The 21,343-nt window shown below is 65.7% G+C and carries 20 protein-coding genes and 1 tRNA gene; 11 read left to right on the top strand and 10 right to left on the bottom strand.

Annotation, left to right across the window (positions count from 1 at the left end; all coding sequences use genetic code 11):
- Positions 1-56 precede the first annotated feature (56 nt).
- Positions 57-1,079: a zinc-binding alcohol dehydrogenase family protein gene (locus Amac_RS05480; protein WP_373869804.1), complete on the top strand. Its 1,023-nt coding sequence runs from the start codon at positions 57-59 to the stop codon at positions 1,077-1,079.
- A 252-nt stretch (positions 1,080-1,331) separates the two neighbouring features.
- Here the strand turns inward: Amac_RS05480 and Amac_RS05485 are convergent.
- Together Amac_RS05485 and Amac_RS05490 are read right to left on the bottom strand one after the other, a co-directional pair.
- Positions 1,332-1,421: transfer RNA gene (locus tag Amac_RS05485), tRNA-Ser, on the bottom strand.
- 305 nt (positions 1,422-1,726) lie between these two features.
- Complete coding sequence (locus Amac_RS05490) at positions 1,727-2,290, bottom strand: YceI family protein (RefSeq protein WP_155353210.1); 564 nt, start codon at positions 2,288-2,290, stop codon at positions 1,727-1,729.
- Between the two features lie 101 nt (positions 2,291-2,391).
- Here Amac_RS05490 and Amac_RS05495 point away from each other — a divergent pair, with 101 nt between their 5' ends.
- Positions 2,392-2,883, top strand: a complete 492-nt coding sequence (locus Amac_RS05495; RefSeq protein WP_155353211.1) for a MarR family winged helix-turn-helix transcriptional regulator — start codon at positions 2,392-2,394, stop codon at positions 2,881-2,883.
- Here Amac_RS05495 and Amac_RS05500 read toward each other — a convergent pair.
- On the bottom strand, positions 2,852-3,352 hold the full coding sequence (locus Amac_RS05500) for a SigE family RNA polymerase sigma factor (protein ID WP_155353212.1): 501 nt from the start codon (positions 3,350-3,352) through the stop codon (positions 2,852-2,854). The two genes, Amac_RS05495 and Amac_RS05500, sit on opposite strands and share 32 nt — an antisense overlap.
- A 264-nt stretch (positions 3,353-3,616) precedes the next feature.
- Between Amac_RS05500 and Amac_RS05505 the strand changes: the two genes are divergently transcribed.
- Positions 3,617-4,546: a hypothetical protein gene (locus tag Amac_RS05505; protein ID WP_155353213.1), complete on the top strand. Its 930-nt coding sequence runs from the start codon at positions 3,617-3,619 to the stop codon at positions 4,544-4,546.
- Between the two features lie 34 nt (positions 4,547-4,580).
- Positions 4,581-5,387 (top strand): MauE/DoxX family redox-associated membrane protein, encoded by an 807-nt coding sequence (locus Amac_RS05510; RefSeq protein WP_155353214.1) that lies wholly within the window; start codon positions 4,581-4,583, stop codon positions 5,385-5,387.
- 105 nt (positions 5,388-5,492) lie between these two features.
- On the opposite strand, the gene Amac_RS05515 is transcribed toward Amac_RS05510, so the two are convergent.
- Positions 5,493-6,674, bottom strand: coding sequence for an ATP-binding protein (locus tag Amac_RS05515; protein WP_155353215.1), 1,182 nt, complete (start codon positions 6,672-6,674; stop codon positions 5,493-5,495).
- A 543-nt stretch (positions 6,675-7,217) separates the two neighbouring features.
- Between Amac_RS05515 and Amac_RS05520 the strand changes: the two genes are divergently transcribed.
- Together Amac_RS05520 and Amac_RS05525 are read left to right on the top strand one after the other, a co-directional pair.
- Positions 7,218-7,949: a M15 family metallopeptidase gene (locus tag Amac_RS05520; protein WP_155353216.1), complete on the top strand. Its 732-nt coding sequence runs from the start codon at positions 7,218-7,220 to the stop codon at positions 7,947-7,949.
- Positions 7,950-8,082: 133 nt separating this feature from the next.
- Complete coding sequence (locus tag Amac_RS05525; RefSeq protein ID WP_155353217.1) at positions 8,083-8,250, top strand: hypothetical protein; 168 nt, start codon at positions 8,083-8,085, stop codon at positions 8,248-8,250.
- 132 nt (positions 8,251-8,382) lie between these two features.
- Here Amac_RS05525 and Amac_RS05530 read toward each other — a convergent pair whose 3' ends face one another.
- The gene (locus Amac_RS05530) at positions 8,383-8,772 is read right to left on the bottom strand and encodes a fimbrial protein (RefSeq protein ID WP_155353218.1); all 390 of its coding nucleotides are present in this window, start codon (positions 8,770-8,772) and stop codon (positions 8,383-8,385) included.
- A 267-nt stretch (positions 8,773-9,039) separates the two neighbouring features.
- Between Amac_RS05530 and Amac_RS05535 the strand changes: the two genes are divergently transcribed.
- Complete coding sequence (locus tag Amac_RS05535) at positions 9,040-9,285, top strand: hypothetical protein (RefSeq protein ID WP_155353219.1); 246 nt, start codon at positions 9,040-9,042, stop codon at positions 9,283-9,285.
- A 14-nt stretch (positions 9,286-9,299) separates the two neighbouring features.
- Positions 9,300-10,169 carry an NUDIX hydrolase gene (locus Amac_RS05540; protein WP_155353220.1) on the top strand — a complete coding sequence of 290 codons (870 nt, stop codon included), beginning with the start codon at positions 9,300-9,302 and terminating at the stop codon, positions 10,167-10,169.
- Positions 10,170-10,238: 69 nt separating this feature from the next.
- Here Amac_RS05540 and Amac_RS05545 read toward each other — a convergent pair whose 3' ends face one another.
- The gene (locus Amac_RS05545) at positions 10,239-10,889 is read right to left on the bottom strand and encodes a CHAP domain-containing protein (RefSeq protein WP_155353221.1); all 651 of its coding nucleotides are present in this window, start codon (positions 10,887-10,889) and stop codon (positions 10,239-10,241) included.
- A gap of 416 nt (positions 10,890-11,305) precedes the next feature.
- On the opposite strand from Amac_RS05545, the gene Amac_RS05550 reads away from it, so the two are divergent.
- Both Amac_RS05550 and Amac_RS05555 read left to right on the top strand, forming a co-directional pair.
- On the top strand, positions 11,306-12,010 hold the full coding sequence (locus Amac_RS05550) for a hypothetical protein (protein ID WP_155353222.1): 705 nt from the start codon (positions 11,306-11,308) through the stop codon (positions 12,008-12,010).
- 988 nt (positions 12,011-12,998) lie between these two features.
- On the top strand, positions 12,999-14,216 hold the full coding sequence (locus Amac_RS05555; protein ID WP_170322334.1) for an MFS transporter: 1,218 nt from the start codon (positions 12,999-13,001) through the stop codon (positions 14,214-14,216).
- On the opposite strand, the gene Amac_RS05560 is transcribed toward Amac_RS05555, so the two are convergent.
- The 3 genes from Amac_RS05560 to fxsA form a co-directional block, all read right to left on the bottom strand.
- Positions 14,213-16,255 (bottom strand): tetratricopeptide repeat protein, encoded by a 2,043-nt coding sequence (locus tag Amac_RS05560; protein ID WP_155353224.1) that lies wholly within the window; start codon positions 16,253-16,255, stop codon positions 14,213-14,215. The genes Amac_RS05555 and Amac_RS05560 overlap by 4 nt on opposite strands.
- Positions 16,252-17,151 carry an SIR2 family NAD-dependent protein deacylase gene (locus Amac_RS05565; RefSeq protein ID WP_155353225.1) on the bottom strand — a complete coding sequence of 300 codons (900 nt, stop codon included), beginning with the start codon at positions 17,149-17,151 and terminating at the stop codon, positions 16,252-16,254. The genes Amac_RS05560 and Amac_RS05565 overlap by 4 nt, the downstream gene beginning before the upstream one ends.
- A 69-nt stretch (positions 17,152-17,220) precedes the next feature.
- Positions 17,221-17,388 (bottom strand): FxSxx-COOH cyclophane-containing RiPP peptide, encoded by a 168-nt coding sequence (gene fxsA, locus Amac_RS05570; RefSeq protein WP_155353226.1) that lies wholly within the window; start codon positions 17,386-17,388, stop codon positions 17,221-17,223.
- A 209-nt stretch (positions 17,389-17,597) separates the two neighbouring features.
- Here fxsA and fxsT point away from each other — a divergent pair, with 209 nt between their 5' ends.
- On the top strand, positions 17,598-20,135 hold the full coding sequence (fxsT, locus tag Amac_RS05575; protein ID WP_155353227.1) for an FxSxx-COOH system tetratricopeptide repeat protein: 2,538 nt from the start codon (positions 17,598-17,600) through the stop codon (positions 20,133-20,135).
- On the opposite strand, the gene Amac_RS05580 is transcribed toward fxsT, so the two are convergent.
- Positions 20,132-21,181, bottom strand: coding sequence for an HEXXH motif domain-containing protein (locus tag Amac_RS05580; protein ID WP_246268085.1), 1,050 nt, complete (start codon positions 21,179-21,181; stop codon positions 20,132-20,134). The genes fxsT and Amac_RS05580 overlap by 4 nt on opposite strands.
- Positions 21,182-21,343: the final 162 nt, after the last annotated feature.

Raw genomic sequence — 21,343 nt, forward strand, 5'->3', positions numbered from 1 at the left:
TAATGAGAGAGGTGCCCTGACGCGCGGTCCGCCCTGCCCGCCCTATCGTCGGACTCATGGTGCGGATTCCGGACGAGATGAACGCTTGGGTCGTTGATCGGCCAGGGCCGATGTCGACTGAGCCGTTGAAGCGGGTGCGAATTCCGGTGCCCGAACCCCTTCCGGGCCAGGTGCTGATCAAGGTTGAGGTCTGCGCGGTGTGCCGTACCGACCTGCACCTCGCCGAAGGCGACCTTGAACCCCATCGGCCGCGCACGGTTCCGGGCCACGAGGCGGTCGGGCACATCGTGGCAGGGGCGACGAATGCGGACCTGACGGTCGGGTCTCGGGTCGGGGTGGCTTGGCTGCGGTCGACCTGTGGCACATGCCGATATTGCCTGCGCGGGGCGGAGAACCTCTGCCCGTATTCCACGTATACCGGCTGGGATGCGGACGGCGGCTACGCCGAATACCTTCTCGCCCCCGAGGCCTATGTCTATCCGCTGCCGGAGGATCATCCTGCGGAGAAGCTGGCTCCGCTGCTGTGCGCCGGAATCATCGGATATCGTGCACTGCTCCAGGCCGACCTCCCGCCCGGTGGCCGGCTTGGCATCTACGGCTTCGGCGCGTCAGCGCATCTCACCGCTCAAGTGGCCATCGCCCAAGGCGCTGCTGTACATGTGCTGACAAGGTCGGAGAAAGCGCGCGAGCTTGCCCTCGACTTGGGGGCGGCGTCGGCACGGGGCGCCTATGACGCACCGCCCGAACCACTCGATTCGGCCATCCTCTTCGCCCCCGTGGGTGATCTCGTTCCCGTGGCGCTGGAGGCGCTCGACCGCGGCGGCACGCTCGCCGTCGCGGGCATCCACCTCACCGACATCCCCAGCCTCACCTACGAACGACACCTCTTCCAGGAGCGCGTCCTGCGCAGCGTCACCGCCAACACCCGCGAGGACGGCCACGCGTTCCTGGCATTCGCCGCACACAACCCCCTCCAGGTCACCACCGTCCCGTACGACTTCGCCAACGCCGCGGACGCGCTCACCGATCTGGCCGCCGACCGCATGAACGGCGCAGCGGTCCTCCACATCGGCAACTGATCAGCCCGAAGGTTCTTGGTCCAGAAAGCGAGATCGCCTCCGGGCGTGCCCACCATGTGCCCACCGGAGTGGTCTAGAGGTCAAGAATGGCCTTTCCCGGACTGAAAACAGACGCCAAGGCGGCCACTGCGCTCATCCCCCGGAAGCGACGGCTCCGCGATCTTGGCCTCACATCGGCATCACATCGAGGATTTGATCTTGATTAAGATCAAAATGGCCCTCTTCCCGGGCTGGGAGAGGGCCATTGAACTGCGGAGGTTCGGGGATTTGAACCCCGGATGGGCTTAAGACCCAAACCGCATTAGCAGTGCGGCGCCATAGACCGGACTAGGCGAAACCTCCCGGTAGCCGATGTGGCTCAGGACAGAGTACCGGCGATCGTGCGAGGCGGCAAAGTGAATTGAGGTGTGGCGCAGGGCGGGCAGTCCAGTGTGGGGTCCGGGAAGCGCACAGCCCTTATCCACAGGCTGTGGATAAGGGCTGTGCGCAAGGTGTGGATGGCATGCGGGCCGTTCCACCTGAGGTCAGAGCGGCTTCGGGCTTGATCGGACGGGACCGTGCTGCGCGAGCTCGCCTCGATGTCAGGTCGCGGTCAGGATGGGCGAGTTCTGCGGCCCGGCTGCGCGCGCCTGTCCCTCGTAGGGGGTTCAGGCCTGCCGTACCGCTTCGCCTTCGATTTCGATCTTGATCTTCTTGCCGACGAGGAAGCCGCCGGCCTCCAGGGCCTGGTTCCAGGTCAGGCCGAAGACCTCGCGGTCGAGTTCGGCTTCGGCGGAGAAACCGAAGATCTCCTGGCCCCACGGGTTGGTGGCGGCGCCGCCGAACTCGGCCTTGAGCGCGACCTGCTTGGTGACGTCGCGGATGGTGAGGTCGCCGACCAGGGTGAACTCGTCTCCGCTGAAGTCCTGGACGGCCGTGCTGCGGAACGTCACCTCGGGGAACTTGTCGGCGGACAGGAAGTCGTCGCCGCGGAGGTGGGTGTCGCGGTCGCCAACGCCAGTGTTGATGCTCGCCGCCTGGATCGTGACGTCCACGGCTGATTCGGCCGGGTTCTCGGCGATGACAATCTTGCCGCTAAACTCGGCGAAGTTGCCACGGACCTTGCTGACCATCATGTGCTTGGCGACGAATCCGACCCGGGTGTGTGCCCCGTCGAGGGCGAACTCACCGGCGACCGGGATGGTGATGCCCTGCCACTCACGAACGCTCATAGCTGATCTCCAGAGATTGTTGCCTTGCGGATGTTTGCAGCAACAAATGTCTACACGAGGAATATTCCTCACGTCAACTACCGTCGCGTAGACTTCTGAGCATGGACGCTTTTGAAGATCCTCGGCTGACAGCGATGGGGCTGTTCGCCGAGGTTTACACCGGGATAGCCGACAAGGCCAATGCCGGAATCGCGAAGGCAGGGCTGTCGGATGTCGACTTCGAGACGCTGATCCGGCTCGCCCGGTCGCCCCGGCAGAGCCTGCGAATGAGTGACCTCGCCGCCCAGACGTCATTGTCGACGAGCGGGATCACCCGGGTCGTGGACCGGCTGGAACGCGAAGGCTTGGTGGTGCGCGAGGCATGCGCGACCGATCGGCGGGCGTCCTACGCGGTGATCACTGAGGCGGGCAACGCACGCCTTCAGCAAGTGCTCCCCCAGCACCTGGCGGACATCGAACTCTGGTTCACCGGCCTGCTGACCCCAGAACAACTCACGATATTTCTGGACATGCTCCGGACTATTCGTGATGTGGTACGCCCCTGCGCCACCGCCGGGGTGATCAACCCAAGGGTTGACGCTGGCCAGGGATGAGCATGTCGCCGCGGAGCTTCGCCATGGCCCGGGAGACCGTGCTCTTCACGGTCCCGACGCTGATCCCCAGCGCTTTGGCGATCTCGGGTTCCGTCATGTCCTCGTAGTACCGCAGAACGATCGCCGTCCGCTGCCGGGCCGGTAGCCGGCTCAGCGCGTTCTCCAGCTCGTCGTACCGATGACCGGGATCCTGATAGACGGGAATGTCAGGAATTTCGTCGGAGGGGTACTCCTCCAGCTTTCGTCGGCGCCACCATGAGATATTGATATTGACCATCGCCCGGCGCACGTACCCATCCAGCGCGGCACGATCTTGAATCCGGTCCCACGCCACATATGTCTTGGCCAGCGCCGCCTGCAGCAGATCCTCGGCGTCGGCGGGGTTGCCCGTAAGCTGGTTCGCCGCGCGCAGCAGGGCCGACCCGCGAGTCACCACGTACTCCCGGAACTCCTCGTGGCTTGCGATCATGCGATCAGAATCCCAGCCCGAGCCGTTCGTCCGGCTGAGCCGGAATCAAGGTTTCGCACTGCTGACCGCAAAGATCATTTAAGCCCGCTGACACGATCGACTTTGCTCTTTATCGGGTACGGCACAGCCGATTAGGGTCGGGTTTGCCCCGACTCGGGGTCAACGGATTCCACCAGGAGTGGGAATTCTGCTACCACACACCGCCCAGCGCGGAAATTATCCCCCTATCAGGCTAGACATCATGTGAGGCTGGTGGGTGTGGCGATGCATGTTGAACGTAGGCGCGCGCTGGCGGCAGCCGTACTCGGCCGGGATCCTGATCCGGCTCGGCTGGCGGCCGACGACGGCGTGATGCTGGACGCGGTCAGTGGCGTGATCCTCGATGTCAGCCCGCACCTGATCATCGTGGAGACCGATGACGGTGACGAGGAGCGGCTCGTGATCGCGCCGTGGGCGACCGCGTGGCGGGGTGGGACCACCACGCCGGCAGATCTTCCGGTCGGGTCCCGGGTGATCATCAGGGCCCTGCGTTCCGGCAAGGTAGTGGACCGGATCTGGGCGGATATCACCAGGATGACCGGCATCATCCGCTCGGTCAGCGGCCGGACCGACCTCGCCATCGAGCTTGACTGCGGCCCGCATCGCGGACACCGGTCGATCGTGATCCCCTATCGATCTTCCGGGCGAGTGCGGGTGCGGTATCCGAAGCTGGAGCCGGGTTATCTCTTCGACGCCATCGGCGTGCTCCGCGACGGCACTCCGCTCGCCCAGCTTCCGGCCACCTCGCAGCCCGCCTACCGGGCTGAATCCGTCCCGCCGCCGCCCCCGGCCTACGGCGGGGTCCAGTCGAAGATCTCCGGGACCGCGGTCTGGTCGGACTTCACCGATCGAGGCGCGGCTTATGCGATGTTGGAGCGGTCCGACTCGGAATGCGAGGATGCGGGCGTCTCGTGCGCCGGGCTGCCTTACCTAGCGCTCGGGTCGATGTTGTCTGTGCGGAATGTCTGTGCGGGGCGGGCGGCGGCGTTGCCGATCGTGGCGTGCGGCTGCCTGGCCGGACGCTTCTGCGATCGATGCGTGGAATGCGGGACCTCGCCGCGCGGCCGCATCGTGGAACTCTCGGCCACCTCGTACGTCGAGCTCGGCGGGGATCTGACCAAGGGGTGCTTCAACGCGCGGGTGGGGTTGACGTGACGCGCGACGGCTCGGGGCAGAAGGAGGATGTTGGGTGAGCGAGACGATCGCGGCGGCGGCGGAGCCGATCCTGGTGTTCATGTTCGCGCTGGGCGGCGTGGCCAAGCTGGCCAGCGTCGGCAGTGACGCGGAGCCCGGCGCGCTGGCCAGGCTGGGCCCAGCGGTGCTGATGCCTGCACGGTTCCGCCGGCCAGCGATGATCTTCTGTGCCGTGGTCGAGTTCGGCCTCGCGATCGGCCTGGTCTTCTTCGACCACCCCGTCCCGCGCTGGATGACGGTCGCGTTCTTCGCCGTGTCCACATATGTCCTGTGGGACCTGCGAAGGCGCCGCCCTGACGTGGGCTGCGGCTGCTTCGGCGAGGTCAGCGCCAGACCGGTCGGTCTGCGATCCATCGGCCGCACGGTGGTGCTGACCACGATGGCGATCATGATCGCGCTCCACAACACCAGTGGCCTGCCCCATCTGACGTGGACCTTCGCGGCCTGGCTCGGCGGCGGCATCATGCTGCTCCTGATCCTTTCCCCCGAGATCGAGGAATCCCTGGCCCGGCTCCGCTACCGGGCCCCCTGCGAACAGCGCCCCTTCCCCGCCGACCGCGCCTTCTCCCGGCTGCGGTCGAGCACGGCCTGGCGCGCCCATTACCCGATGCTGAAATCGGAGGAGCCCTCCGACAGCTGGCGTGAACTCTGCTGGCGCTTCTTCGCGTTCGACGCGGTGGATGGATCGGATGTCGTCTTCGCGGTCTACCTGAGCGGCCGTCGCCCGCCCGTCCGCGCGGCGATCGTGGGCGCGGACGGGCGGCAGGCGCCTCTGCAGGAATCTATCCCTGTATCGGCCTGACACTAGAGAGCCGTAGATTCCTGAATCCAGGCGCGGCGATTGGACTCTCTACGGCTCTCTAGCTTCCCCGCTAGAAAGCCGTAGAGAGGTCAATGGGCCCAGCGGTCAGATCGGCTGGGCACGTAAGAACCTCCCGAAGTGAGGGACGGTGAAGGCGATCTGCCCCCGTTCGGCGCTGTAGATCAGGCCCTTCTTGATCAGGCTGTCGCGCGCCGGGGAAAGGCTGGACGGCTTGCGGCCGAGCGCGTCGGCCACATCGGCGGTGGGCACGGGCTCGTCCCCGAGTTGCGCCATCGCGTGCATATAGTCGCGTTCTGCCGGGGTGGCACGCTCGTAACGGCTGCCGAAGAAGCCGACCGCGAGTTCCTCCTCGGCCTCCGGAGCGGACACCTTGATGTCCTCGGCGGTGATCGGGCTCCGAGGCGCGAGATCCCAGGCGACCTTGCCATACGCCTGGACGAAGTAGGGGTAGCCGTCGGCCGCCTCGTAGAGCGCGTCAAGCGCTTCCGGCGTGAACGCGACGCCCTCCTCCTGGGCGGGGGCGATCAGCGCCAGGTCGGCGGCCTCGCGGTCGAGGCGGTCGATTCGCGCATACCTGAACAACCGCTCGGAGTAGCTCTTGCTGGCCGACAGGACCGAGGGAAGGTGCGGGAGTCCCGCGCCGACCACGATCAACCGGCCGCTGGTCTGGGAGAGTTCGTGGCAGGCCGCGCAGAGGGCGGAGACGTCCAAGGCCGGCACGTCCTGCATCTCGTCGATGAACAGGGCGATGCCGACGCCGAGGTCGGTGGCCACGCTGGCCGCGTCCACGAACAGCTCGGTCAGGTCGATCTCCAGGTCGCCGGAGTCGGCGCGCCCCCGGCTGGCGGGGACGTCGATGCCGGGCGACCAGTGCGAGGTGCCCTTGGCCGCCCCGGGGTCGCGCATCGCGAACGCCTTGAGCACGCCGAGGAACTCATCGATACGCTCGGGGCCGCGATGCCGGGGGGCCAGCTCGCGGATCGCCATGTGCAGCGCGGCGGCGACCGGGCGGCGGATCGACTGGTCCGGCCGTGCCTCGATCTTGCCGGTGCCCCAGAGGCGCTGGATGGCCATCGACTTGAAGGTGTTGAGCAGCACGGTCTTACCGACGCCACGCAGCCCGGTCACGACCATGCTTCGCTCCGGGCGGCCGCGGGCCACCCGCTCAAGGACGACCTCGAACTGCTGGAGCTCACGATCACGGCCGGCGAGCTCGGGGGGACGCTGGCCGGCGCCGGGGGCGTAGGGGTTACGCACAGGGTCCACGCTGTCGGACTTTATGACCGGATATAGCGGCCGTCGTAGATTTCCATAGAAAGCGCTACGGCGTGTCGCGGAACGGCGGGTGCCGGGGCATCGGGTGGGCGGGATCGGAGCCGCGAGCAGTGCCATGCGCTCCTCCTCACCTGCGCGTATGGGCGACCGCCTCCCAAGGGAGCCCGGTACGAACCCATGTTCGATCCGATGCCGATGACTGTAGCGCGGGATCGAACATGTGCGCGAGCCTTTCCCGAGAAAAGCTCGTTCAAAGATCGTTTAGGCCCGGCTATGTCGGGATATAGCGCGACAGCGTCCGCGCGGCGCAGTCAGCAGGGGCGTACGACGAGACCAAGCGGCAGCTCGACCACGGCCCACAACCAAGACCCGCCCAAAGAGCGATGATATTTCCCCTAAAAGCCGCCCAAGGACCCGCAAGGGTTTCGTGTCACAACAAGGCTCGCACGAGCGCGGAAACACCGCCTGACCAGGCATTACATCCATCTTCTCGTTCCCGGGACCCCCGCGAGCGGTGTAGGTACCCTCAAACCCATGTCCACCCGCAGGTCAGCCATCGTGATCGCCCTGGCGCTCCTAGGCGCGTCCGCATGCGGAGCCCAGACCGCCTCCCAGGCGCTCCTCACGCCAGAACCCCCCTCGACCCAGACGCCCCCGACCCCAGCAGCCTCACCCCCGGCCGCGACCCCCACCGCTCCCCCCGAATTCACCGCGAAGATCAGCCCAGTCACCCGCCAGCAGGTCAAATACTCCTGGCGCGAAGGCTGCCCCGTCGCCCTGAACGACCTGCGCCTGGTCACCATGACCTACTGGGGCTTCGACAAAAAGGCCCACACCGGCGAAATGGTCCTCAACGCCTCGGTCGCCAAGGACGTCGTCTCGGTCTTCCGCAAGCTGTACGACGACCGCTACCCCATCCGCCGTATGGAACTCGTCGACGTCTACAAAGGCGACGACTACGACTCGATCGACGTCGACAACACCTCCGCCTTCAACTGCCGCGCCGCGACCGGCTCAACCCACTGGTCCCAGCACGCGTACGGCTTCGCGGTCGACCTCAACCCGCGCGAGAACCCCTACCTCGAGGCCGACGGCTCCAACGCCCACAGGAACGCCGACGCGTACGTCAAGCGCCCGCTCGACAAGCCCGGAGTGATCAACCCAGGCGACAAGGTCGTCCGTGCCTTCGCGGCGATCGGCTGGGGCTGGGGCGGCGACTGGTCCGGCATCAAGGACTACCAGCACTTCTCCAAGAGCGGCCGCTAGACAGGATCCAGCCGGACATCATCGCCGTTCGTGCTGCAGATCCATCAGCGCCTGCGCGACGAACCCGCCTCGAACCAGCAGGTCAGCGATGGGTAACCGCAGAACTGTCGGTGCCGTCTGCCAGGATCGGGCCATGGCTTTCCCGCTCGACCTCCTCCCGTGCCCGGCCTCCGGCGACGTCATCCTCGTCCCCCGAGGTCTCGTCCACGCCAGGCTCACTCCCGCCGACCGGCGTGCGCTCATCGAGCAACTCCAGGCCCTCGACCTGCGCGAAGACGCCCTCACCTGCTTATCCGGATGATCCCCATCCCGGGCAGATGGACGGGGACCGGATTACCTCGGAAGCGCGACCTTTCATCACCAAAGATCCCTTCATCACCAAGGGTCACTAAGGGACGACATCCACGCGCTGACAGCTCGGCGGATGACCGCGTCACTCAGGGTTGCACCACATGCTGACCGCGGCCACGAAACCCTCTGCCTTGGGCAGGTCCACGGCCAGCTGGTCGGCCGCGAACTGGGAGAACGTCATGGGGTCGTCGGGCGAGGCGATGATCTTCTCGCACACCTGGATTCCGACCGAAAGAGCCTGGACCTCGTTGGTGGCCAACCCCGCGTCGACCTCTTTCAACGCCGTGAGGAACTCCTGCTTCTGGGCGTCGGAGAGTTCGGGAGCGGCGGCGATCGTGATGGCCGACTCCGTCGGGTTCGCCGCCGCCGAACTGGCGACGGTGCCGGGGTCCGCGGGAGCCGCGGTGTCCGTCCCGGAACACCCAGCAAGGGCAAAGACGGCAACAGCAAAAACTGGAACGAGTCGATTCATGAAAAATCACCCTAACGCCCACCCCACCACTAGGTGGGGCGGGCGAGGAATGTCGTGCTATCGGCAGCCCACTACTGCTGGAAGTGGCAGATCGCAGGTGAGGGACCATACGTTAACCCTCGGATGAGGACAGATCAGGAAGGATGGCTTACCACTCCATAACGATCAGTCATCGGCCGCGTCACAACCTAGCGGTATCGGCGCTGGCACGGTCAACTGCTTGCGGCGACCGTGGTCAAGGGTGACGCGGCGCGACAGGAGACGACGATGCAACAGTGGCTCCGTTCGAGCCCCCTACCGACGATCTGGCCCGCGGATCGGTACGAGGTGCGCTGCACCCGTCCGGCCCCCGATTTCACCACGGTGGACCGCTACCATTTCGCCGAGTTCGCCCACGAAGCGGCGGAAGGAGTCCAGGCAGCCGGCCTGGCGACTCAGATCGTGGTGGTCCGCCTCGAGGACGGCATCGTCCTGTTCGAGCAAGGGATGACGGTTCCGTTAGAAGCCTGGTGAGCGAAACTGGACTCATGGCGGAAAAGGATGGTGACGGCTGGGCCCGATGTGATCGGGGGCACCAACATTGGGGCGTGCACGGCGCGGCCGGCTTGCTCGCCGTCCACCACACCCCCGAAGGTCCGTACGTGCTGATGCAAAAACGCTCCTGGTGGAGCCACCACGGCGGGACGTGGGGGCTGCCCGGCGGAGCGCGCGACAGCCACGAGGACGCGATCGCCAGCGCCCTGCGCGAGGCTCACGAGGAGGCCGCCCTCACCGGCGACCGGCTTCGCGTGCAGGGCGTCTATCTCGACGATCACGGCGGCTGGACGTTCCACACCGTGATCGCCGAGGCGTCCGAGCTGCTGTTCGCCGCGCCCGCCAACGGGGAGAGCATCGCCTTGCGCTGGGTCTCCGCCGACCGGATCAACCGCAAGAAGCTCCACCCCGGCTTCGCCGAAACCTGGCCGCAGGTGCGGCCCACGCTGGACCCGCTCGTCCTCATCCTGGACATGGCCAACATCATCGGCGCCCGCGCCCAGCACGGCTGGTGGCGCGACCGGGCCGGCGCGACGACCCGGCTGCTGGAGGAGCTGAGCGCGCTCGCCGACCGAGGCCTCCAGCGCCCGATCGACGGCGTCCCCGACCTCGCCTGGCGTTACCCCCGCATGGTCGCCGTCGTCGAGGGCGCGGCCCGCGCCGCCACCCCGCCGCCGCTCAACCCCGCCCTGTCCGTCCTGCCCGCGCCCGGCAGCGGCGACGACACGATCGTCGAGGTGGTCGGCGCCGTACGCCCCTGGGAACGCGCCCTGGTCATCACCGCCGACCGCGGTCTACGCGAGCGGGTGACCGAACTGGGCGCCCTGGTCGTCGGCCCGAGCTGGTTGATCGCCCAACTCTGAGCATGCACAGCAAAACCGGGACAGACGTCCAGCAGGGGGATCTCGGCGTCTGCCCCGGTTCCAGGTCTGTCAGCGCTTGGCGCGCGGGACCAGCGGGGAGAGGATCCGGTGCAGGTTGCCGTGCTTCTTGGCGTACGCGAAGATCAACGCGACGGGGAGGAGCAGGGCGCCCGCGGCCACGGGGTCGGGGGTGGAGGCATCGCCCGGCATGGGCGGAATCGGCTTGGTCTGCGCGGTGGCCGCGACGGCCTTCGCCTGGTTCTCCCGGACCTGGTCCGGGTATCCGTACCCGACGATCGTGTCGTGATCGCGGATCTTGCTCACCACCGCGTTGGAGATGTTCCCCTCGATGGTGCGAATCTCGGTGTCGCTGATGACGGACTTCACCAGGCCGACGTGGTCGATCGCGTTCACGTTCTTGGAGTGACCCCAGTCGAAGAAGACGACGGCGCCGGGCTTGGGAGTGCTGCCCCAGGCCCCCTGCTTCTGGAACCACTTGGCGTGGTCGGGGGTCCAGGCGAACTGGCCGACGTTCTCCGCCTGGCCGGTCTGGTGAGCCGCCCAGGAGACGAACATGTCGCACCAGGCGGCATCCTTGAATCCGGGCTTCTTGGCGACATGCGTGCCGAACCACTCGCCGAACTTCGAGGCACCGTTCACTTCGGCGTATCCCAGCTGGGAGTCGGCCACCTTGAGCAGGGCGTCGCTGTAAGTCGTCATTGGTTCCAAGAGCGATACTCCGGCTTTACGAGACCGCGCCGCAGGACGGCAAGCCTGGAGCTGCTTTTTGTAGACAGTGGGGCTGTGTCCGCTTTGCCAAACGGGGGTGACCGAGAGCGCGGACCTTGCGGCTTCTTGGGTCGAGGATTAACCGCGACCCCTCCAACATATCCACGCTCAAGACCAGGTCAACCCAGGTGCGCACATCTTTGCCTTCGGGCATCTATTCCCCGTACCGCGTAAAAAAGCCAGGAGCGACGCGCCTTGGGCAATGGTTGACCCAGCGGGCGGGGAATCACACGGGGGCGGGTGCGTAATTTTGCGCAGAAGAAGGCGATGACAGGCCTCTACGCTCGTCGAAACCTCACCGTCCGGGCGGTCCCGGTCCGGTCTCCGGTAAAGGACGAGCACCGCACATGTGGCCACCGCAACCGCCCCAGGATCAGCAGAGAAACCCCTGGCAGCTGCCCAGCCCCGGCGGATATCCGCAGGACACCATCGGGCCTCCGCCGCCTCCGGCGAAGACGTCATTGGCCCCGTGGATCGTGGGCGCGGCCACCCTCGTCGGCGTGACGGCGATCATGGTCGCGTCGATCGTGGCAGCGGGCAACAAGGCCGCCACCCAGCAACCCGCGGCGGTCATCACGCAGACCACCGCCAGTCCGAGCCCGACCCCTATCAGATCGCGCAAGGTCGTCACAGCCGACGACAAATCCGCCCAGGTGACCGTCCCCAACGACTGGAAGCCCTACGAGCTCAACCCGATCGGCAAGATCGAGCTGGTGGATCCCAAGGTCACGCAATACCTCTTGGTGTTGTCCCAGCCTCGGGAGGATTTCGATGTGGACTTGACGGGGCTCGCCGAGCTCAGCATCGATGAGCTGAGCACGTCCATGGACGTGACCCACCAGTCCGAGCCCAAGAGTCTCACCATCAATGGCTCCCCTGCGCTGGAGTACGAGTTCGACATCACCCTGAACGGCCTCAAACTCGTGTACTGGATGACCGTGATCGAGGGTGCGAAGAACTACCACCGAGTGATGACCTGGACCTTCGCCTCCAACGCCGACCGCGACCGGCCCGCCCTCCGCAGGATCACGCAGTCCTTCAAAGGCATCTGACGAAATCATGACGCGACAGAGCGTTAAACGCCACTCTCCCAGAGGAAGTGACTACTCAAAGTAATCACCCTCCTCGGAGTGCCCGTGTTTCGTCGCTTGGTCATCACCTCCATCCTCACCACGCTGGCCATCATGGGCTCGGCCACCACCCTCCGAAATCTCCAACGTCCGGGCGTGAACATCACTGCTCAGGCAGTCGGAGGTGCAGCATCTCTGCTGTACGGCATCCCCGGCGTCTTCATCGGCGTGAACGCGGCATACGGAGCGGCCAACCGCTTCCTTTTGCGACAAAAATCCGTTCACGGTCGACCTGGACGCCCCATAGTCCGCCACTCCGGCCACCTTTTAGGCGGGTCACCGCGAATGCGAGAAATTTCTTAACGCCCGCACCTGCCGGATAATCCAGGACACGCGATCGGGTTGCAATCAATCAATGGAGGCGGCGCCACGAGGAGTAGCACTGAACTACTCCATGCCGCGCCAGAAGCGGATCACTATACCAAAGCTTTTCGCCCCGCGAAGGCATCTTCCCGGTGGAATCTATAGCGAACCAAGATCATGTTGGGTATGGTTTAGACCATCGCCCTGGCCTCCTGGCAGTGTGGTTCTGGCGCTTTTAGCACCAGAAGCGCCTTTCCAGCGCGACCAAACCGGAAGCCCGGGCATGAACCACATCGGGGATGGCAGGCTCTGGCCCGGAATCACGGGCATGAGCACCTTCCACCACGGGCCGCCGACCTCCGGCCCTTTCGGCCGAGAGGACCAACCGCCCATGCACCGCTCGTTACGCAGAATTCACGCGACATCTCGATATTCCGGAAATTTCAACCCCTGCCGCTGACGACATCAGCTCAAGAATCCCGGACTATCGAAGAGAACAAAAATGAGCGAGCAAACCCTTACCCGACCGGAGCCGGCATCCACCGCGACAACCACTTTAGACGGCTTCAACGTGACGGCCGACCTGGAAATAAGGGCAATTCCACCAGTGACTCCGGTCCAGCAGACCGAACAGGAGAACCCCGGGCTGGGATATTTCTCCCGGCTCTGGACTGCCTCGATCTGCTCCGGCGTGGCCTTCCGCACGCTCGGCGTGGTTTATCCACTGCTGGCACTGCACTACGCACAGGGGTCGTCGGCGATCGCCGCCTGGGTCGGTTTCGTCTGGACGATCCCCGGCGTGATCCTCTACCTGCCCGCCGGCGCCATCATCGATCGAGTCGGCCCCCGGAGGGTGATGCTCTGGACCGAGGCCACCCGTGTGATCGTCATGGCGAGCGTGCTCATTCCCTTCGCCTTCGGGCAGTTCTTCCTGATCCACCTGTTCATCGCCGCAGGTATCGAAGGGTTGATGTGGGTCTTCTACACCCTCGCTGAGACCGCTGTGCTGCCGACACTCCTGGACGAACGCGACACGGCGACGAGCGCAGGGCCGTACGCCCGGATCGAGTTGGGAACGCACGGCGCCGCACTGTCCGGCCGCCCGCTGGGCGGCTTTCTGATGAGCCTGGCGCACTTCGCGCCGTTCCTGCTGAGCTCGGTGCTGTTCATCAGCTCGTACGTCCTGCTCCGGCGAGTCAAGGCGGAGACGGTGCCCCAACCCGTCGACCGCAATCTGCTGGCCGAAGCCATCGATGGCTTCAAAGTGGTGCGCAGACGGAAGTTCCTCCTCGCCGTCACCTCCACGACCGCGTTCACCAACCTCATGATCCAAGCTTTGATCATGGTGTTCATCGCCGGCTCCTACGACCTGTCCCCCTCCGTCGTCGGTCTGGTGCTTTCCGCGAGCGGCATGGGCGGCGTTCTCGGCTCGCTGCTGGCGATGAAATTCACCGTCCCCGCCGGAATGTGGTTCCTGCAACTGTGGATCTGGACACCGGCCCTGCTCATCGCGGCCACCTGGCACAGCCCGCTCAGCTTCGCGCTGGCCATGTTCCTCAGCGGCCTGAGTGGCAGCCTGAACAATGTCGCGCACAAGACCTTCGAAGCCGAGCACGTCTCGGACGAATGGCGCGCGCGGGTGGCCAGCGCCTCACGGCTGGCGGGACGGGTCGCCTCCTCGGTGGCCGCTCCGACCGGCGCCGCGCTCGTCGCCTGGTTCACCGTCACTCCGGCGACCTGGGTGCTGGCCGTGGTGACGCTGTCGGCAACCCTGTTCGTGACGTTCACCGTCTGGGGGTACGGCAAGTGGCCCGCGCTGCGCTAGGGTCCGATCAGCTCGGCGGCCAGGACCCGAAGATGCACGGGAAGCATCGGCGGCGGAGCCGCGAGCGCCTGCCTGGCCAGGCCGGCGGCATCCGACCGATCCCCGGCCAGCCGCCGCAGCCGGGCCGCATAGATCAGCACTGTGGCCTGGTCAGGGGCCTCCGACAGCGCCTCGGCGATCTCCAGCTCCGCCTCGGCCCGCCGACCGACCTGCCCGAGGGCCAAGGCGCGCGCGGCGCGGGCGCTCGGATACTGCAACGGACCCAGCTGGTCCAGATCCCGCAGCGCCGCCGCGGGTTCGCCGAGATCGGCCAGGATCTCCCCTCTGGCCCGTAACGCCTCGGCGACTCTGCCCTCCTGGAGCAGCAGGCCGTCCAGGATCTCCTTCGCCCGGGACGGCTCCCCGCCGTACCACAGCGCCCAGCCGAGCTGGGTCATGATGCTCACGTCCCCGCCACCGACCCGATCCAGCGCGGCCGTGAGTTCTCTGACGGCCTGGTCGGGGAACCCCTGGTACATCCGCACCCGGCCGATCGCGGCCAGCAGCCTGCCCACCGCCTCGGTGGCGTCGCCGAGCCTGGTGAACAGCGTCGCGGCCACTTCATAGTGATCCACCGCCCGCTGAAACTCGTCCTGCTTGTACGCGACGTTTCCCAGAAACGATTCGATCTCCGCGTTCAGCTGAAGATCGTCGGCTGTGACCGAGGCGGCGAGTTCGGCCTGTCCACGGGCCACCACGAGATTGCCTTCCGCCAGGGCGAGCTCAGCCTGGTGCAGGAAATGCTCCGCAGTGGGCGGCCTCTCGTCCACCATCGACGTGTACGCATCCCGCGTGACCCATTCCACCAGCCGATCGTGGGAAAGCTCGCACCAATGTTCGTCGAGCACCTTCTCGATTCGGAGAATGTTACGGCTGGCGAGAGAGCGAACGATCGCGTTCGGAACTCCCGCCGTCAGGGTCTGCCCCTGGTAAACGCGCCGGCGGTGAGCCGCCTGATCGACGAAGTTGGCACGCAACCAGGCCTTGAGCCCGGCCGGACCGCCAGGATAGGAATGGCTGGCGGCGACCCCCGCCAGCACTCCGTCACCGAATTCCGTCAGCGACGGATCGGTCAGCGCGTATTGGCGAACATGCGCGGAGGTGATGAGGGTGACCTCGGGTGGCAGCGCCCGCCACAGCGTGGAGCAGGCGACCTGAAGCCGGGCCGGCTCCACCGTCTCCAGCAACGGCAGGTCCGCACCTTCGGCCGTCGAGGCGGACGCCATGTCCACCATCCGTAAATCCTGGACGAGCGCGGCGGCCACGCCATCGGCGAATGCCCGCCGTGTCGCGGTGAATGCCCGCCGCGGCTCGGCGAGCGGATCCTCCACCGCGTGAACGGCCTCGGCGCAACTCAACGGAGCGAGCGGAAAATACTCCCGGTCGATGCCGGCCAGCTGCAGTTCGTACGATTGAAGCTCACCGAGCAGATCCTCCCTGATGGAGACCAGCAGGCGCAGGTTGGGATCGTCATCCAGCGCCTCCACCAATTGCGCGATGAACCATTCCCGATAGGGACGCCGCTCGATCGAGTCGATGAACAACTCCTCCGCCTGATCGATCGCGATGAGCACCAGGACCGGATCGCCGTACGGGTCGAGCCTCGACAACCGCCTGGCCAGGAAGCCACGCAACGTCATCCGCGCCAGCCGCATCGGCGCCTCCTGCGGCGACCAGGAGGAAAGCAGCGCGAAGACGTGGGGATTGTGCTCGGGCAGCGCCGGCGTGGGAAACGACGAGCTGTAAATGACCCGGCCGATCGGCAGCACATCGGTCTTGTACGGTTCGATCAGCGGGAGCACCCCCGCCTGGATCAGCGACGTCTTACCCATCCCCGACGGAGCGTGCAGGATCGTCATCCGATTGGCCTGCCAGAGATCCGACAGCTGATGGGCCTCCTGCTCGCGGCCGAAGAACTTGCCGCTCTCGTCCGCCTGAAAAGCACGCAGACCCACGTAGGGCTCGTCGATCGAAGCCGCGGGAACGATGTCAGGAATCATGATGTCGTTCCCATCCGTGCGCGCAGCTCGGCGCAGAACTCCTGAGCGGTGCCCCAGAAAATGGAGATCTTCCAGCGCTCGTAGTACCGCTCCAGCTGACGCTTGATTTTCTCCGGTTCGGCCCTGCCTACTGGGAATTCCGGTGGCAGCTGCACGCTGACGTGCCTTCGCGTGTTGATCCCGGGCATCGTCTGCGCCAGCCGAATGAACATGAAGCGAAAGGTCCAGTCCTGCAGGCTGTAGCCGATGAAAAGCAGGGAACGCCTGGTGAGTGCGGCCTGAATGGTGGGCGGCAGCATACGCTTGCCAACGGTGATGCGGTCGCGGGCGAGATTGACCATGAAATCGAGATAGTCGTCCTCGGTGAGGACAAGGGATCGTGGATCTTCCAGAGTCCCGTGCAGGTGGTAAACGAGTGGCGTCATTGGTTGGGGGTTCCAGCCGGCCTTGCTCCCGAAAAGCTCGCGGGCGTACCGTACATCAGGGTTCCACGCGCAGGAAGCCCGGCTCGGGGTTTTTCCGTTGGCCGCCAACGACTGGTAGGCGAAATCATCGTAGTTCGTCGTCAGGTAAACGGAGATCGGAAAGCCGGCCAGCAGGCCATGCGGTTCGAGGGGGTCACTGAAGTCGGGGGTGCCGGTTCCGTTCAGTCGATCGCGAATCAGGTTCTTGACGTGGATGTGATCGCCGAACATCATGGCCCCGAATTGGGTCACTCGGGTGAGATTCTCTCCGTCGTCGTACGGGTATCTCCATTCGCTGGCCATCTCGCTGCTCAGCCTCCTGCCGGTGGGCAGGCTGTCGCCGCAGGCGCCCGCGCCCAGGAATGGGGTGCAGTCGCCATTCCGCAGCTGGTGCAGGAGCCGATCCCAGGCGGCGTCATCCATCTCACCCATCTGCGGAACCACCTCGCGCTCGCGCCATGGTCTGTGCCGTGCTCGACGCGGAACGGCAACGCCGCCAGGTCAGATGGAGGCGTCGAAGGCCGCCACCGAATCGCCCTCGGCGCCCTCCTGGAACAGCGAAGTGAGCACCATTTCGAGCGCGGCGCTGGGAAGATCGGCGAGTTCGTCGAGGGAAAGACCGCTGATGTCGATGAGGGTGGTGCCCGCCTCGATGGGTGCATCGGACATCTCTGCTCCTGGTTCTCTTCGGTGACACAGATCATGGAATTAGCGCGGACACTTAACTACTTTTCTTTCCTCCGAAACCATCATGCTGGTCCGCACCCATTCCCCGGCTTCAGGATGATTCTCCAACTCGCGCGCGGTTCAAACAACCTCTATACCTTTAGGATGGCATAGGGATTGAATTCCAGGCTGGCCAGAGGCGGAGGCTGGACATGTCGAACTTATCGCTCGCGGCACACGCGATGCCGGACCGCAGACCAGAGATATGGGCCAACGTTCCGGAACGGAATGCGAACTTCACCGGACGCGATGATCTCCTGACCGAGTTGCGCGACGGCATCGGAGCGGTCACCGCGGTCCTTCCCCAGGCCCAGGCGATTCACGGCCTGGGCGGCGTCGGAAAGACACAACTGGCGACCGAGTATGCCTGGCGATACCGCTCCCATTACGATTTCGTGGCCTGGATCTCCGCGGACCAGACCCGTCTGCTGCCTGCGGCGCTGGCGGCGCTGGCGCCCTCGCTGAAACTGCTGCCGTCGTCCACCACCGGAATCTCAGCCACCGCGCGAGCGGTCAAGGACGCTTTGGAGCGCGGTGAGCCGTACCGGCGCTGGTTGCTGGTCTTCGACAACGCGGAAGAACCCGAGGAGATCAGGGAGTTCATTCCCCGGGGCGCCGGGCATGTGTTGATCACCTCGCGGAACCCCCGCTGGGACGACTACGAGAAGACCATTCGCGTCGACGTCTTTCGCCGGTCGGAGAGCGTGGAATTCCTCGGCAAGAGACTGCCCCGGGCGGCCCAGGAATCGGTCACGGATCTGCTCGCCACCAAATTGGGCGACCTGCCCCTGGCCTTGGAGCAGGCCGGCGCCTATCAGGCGCAGACCGGCGCCACCGCCGAGGAATACATCGAGCTTCTCGAAGAGCAGACCAGCAGGCTGCTGGACTTCAACAGGGCGCCCGGTTACCCGATGTCGATGACCGCCGTCTGGAAACTCTCGGTGTCCGGTCTGGAACGCAAGGTGCCCCAGGCACTCGAAGTACTGCGATGCTGCGCGTTCTTCGGCCCGGAACCCATCCCGACCTCGGTGTTCAAACGCGGGCGGAGCGAGGGGGCGCCACGCCTCCAAGCGGTCCTCTCCGATCCCATTCTCCGGGACAAGATCTTCGGGGAACTGGGCCGATTCGCCCTGACCAGACTCGACGCGACAGCCGGGACACTGCAGGTCCACCGCCTGGTCCAGTCGTTGCTGGAGAAGGAGCTGACGCCAGACGAACGGGCGGCCTATCGGGCCGATGTCCACCTGCTGCTGGCCAGGGCGGCGCCGAACGACCCGGACGACTCGGCGCGCTGGCCGGAATTCTCCGCCCTGTTCACCCATGTCGGGCCATCCGGGCTGATTCTCTCGCAGGACCCGGACGTCCACGCGTTCGCCATCAAGGCGATCCGTTATCTGTATCGCGCGGGCAACTACGAAGGAGCGCTGGCTTTCATCGAACAACTGCTTGAGCGCTGGAATCCCGTGCTGGGCACCATGCATCCGATGGTCCTGTCCGCGCGCCGGCACCGGGGCAATGTGCTCAGGGCGCTCGGCCGCTACGCCGAGGCGTACCACAGCAATCAGCTGACGTTCGAAGAGATGCGTCAGGTTCTGCCGGTCGAGTCCGAGGAGTGGCTGTGGATGAGCAACAGTGTCGGAGCGGACCTGCGCTCCCGGGGTGACTTCCGCAGCGCCCGCAAGCTCGACGAGGATTCGGAGCCCGCCTTCATCCGGTACTTCGCGGAGGACAGCCTGGATCACCTGCGCCTGCGCAACAGCATCGCCTTGGACCACGCCCTCACCAGCGATTATGAGTCCGCTCGTGAGTTGCACATGGCGACGTATCTCAGGCAGGAGGAGATCGTCCAGCGCACTCAAGCGGGCAAGTCATCGATGCTGATCTCCTGGAACGGGCTGGCCCGCGTGGTTCGCCTGCTGGGCGACTACACCGAAGCCTGCGACCTCGGGGAAGCGGCCTATGCCTACGCCATTCGTGAATTCACGGCCGATCACCCGAACACCCTGCTGGCGGCCAAGGATCTGTCCATCGCCCGCCGCCGGAAAGGCGACCTTCCGGAGGCGCTGCAGCTCGCGGGGAAGACCCACGAGCAGTTCCAGCAGCTGTTCGGCGAAAACCACCCCGACACCATGGCCGCGGTGATCAGTCTTTCCAACACGTTGCGAACGGCAGGACGCCTGAATGAGGCATTCGACCTCGCCTCCGACGTGCTGGCGCGCTACCCCGTGGTATTCGGAGAGAACCACCCTTACACCCTTGGATGCCAGATCAACCTCGCCCTCCTGTATCGCCTTCGCGGTGAACCGGAGCGCGCACGTGAACTCAACCAGACGATCTTTACAAAACTGGGCGAGCGCCTCGGCGCCAATCACGACTACACGCTGACCTGCGCCCACAACCTCGCCAGCGACCTGGCCGAATTGGGCGAGCACACCGAGGCGGTGGCGCTCGGCCGCAGTTCCTACCAGCGGCTTGTCGACCTATTCGGCGCACCCCACTACATGACGCTGTGCTGTGCCGCCAATCTGGTGCTCGATCTGCAGGCGATCGGCGTACAGTCCGAAGCCGTCCAGCTGCGAGACCAGGTCCTCGACCGGTACGGCGAAGCCGTAAGGATGGGGCATCCGGACGCCACCGCCGTGGTGAACGGCGTGCGGATCGAATTCGACTTCGACCCGCCGCCGATCTAGGCGTATGCGGGGTTACGCGCCCGCCATTCGCGCCGATGCCGGATGGCGGCGGCGCGCGCCTGATTCAGCGCGGCGGCGGGCACCGGTTCGGTCAGCCATTCTTCGAGAGTGCTCCGGATCACGCTCACGAAATCGCGACCGGCCGGTGTCAGGCCTTTGCCGTCCAGCAGGCTGGCCGTCGCCGCGTAAGCCGCCTCACGCCAGCGGGCGAACTCCGTGTGCGCTCTGGCCTGTTCCGAAATCGGCTCGATGAGCCGCTGGCGTCGCCAGAACGAGGTCAGGCCAAGAAAGGCGTAGGTCCCTTGCAGCAGGCCGTACACCGGGCGCGGGTCGTCCCGCCAAGGGGCGTAGTAGAGGTCGTGGTGCGGCGCTACCGTGAGCTGGACCAAATCCAGGAGCGCGGTCAGCTTGGCGTGCTGGAGTTCGTGCGCGAAAGTCGCGGCGACCGTGAGCGGGTCGGGCGGTTCGGACATGGCGATCGTGCCGAAAACCTCGCGCGCGGTTGCGCTTTTCAAGCCCTGGGCCGGTGTCTTGAGCGGGACGACGACGCGCACCGCGGCCATGATTTCCGCTGCCAGGCCTGGGTGAGCGGCCACGATGAGATCCCATGCCGCCGTCACCGTGGCCGTCCATCGGTCATGAACCTCTGCGGGCAGCCTCGATCGCGCCGATTCGGTCTTCGGCCAGCGGAAGGGATCGAGATCATCGATCGTCAGGGTGAATTCAGTGGAGAGTGACATATCTCGAAGCGCCTGCCAGCCCGGCGCGTCCTGCCCTGCCTTCAGGTGAATGGTGACCGGCTCGGTCTCCTTCGGGGCGATGGTCAGAATCGCGCCTCCGCCGGAATCCGGGCGGACCGATGCCGTGACAGTGCCCCTTATGTTGGCTGGAAGCACGGCCAGGCCCAAGGAGGGAAGCATCAGCGAGGTCCCGTGAATCGGTAGGTCCACCTGGCAGGCGAGTCCCGCGTTCACCGCGGCCGCAAGCGCCAGCGTGCCCAGCAGCCCAGGATCCATCGGGGTGGACGATCCCAGCTGCCGCCACATCCAGCCTCCCACGGAGGGATATCCAAGCACGCGTTCCACGCTGCGCGGTGCCGACGCTTCGAGCTGAGATAGGGCCGTGAAAGCGCGCGCCGCCATTTCCGCGTGGGGATGCCGCGCCCGAGCAGCCTCCCGGACTACCGCCAGGACCAGCAGCCGGTGCTT

The sequence above is a fragment of the Acrocarpospora macrocephala genome (assembly GCF_009687865.1).
Taxonomy (GTDB): Bacteria; Actinomycetota; Actinomycetes; order Streptosporangiales; family Streptosporangiaceae; genus Acrocarpospora; species Acrocarpospora macrocephala.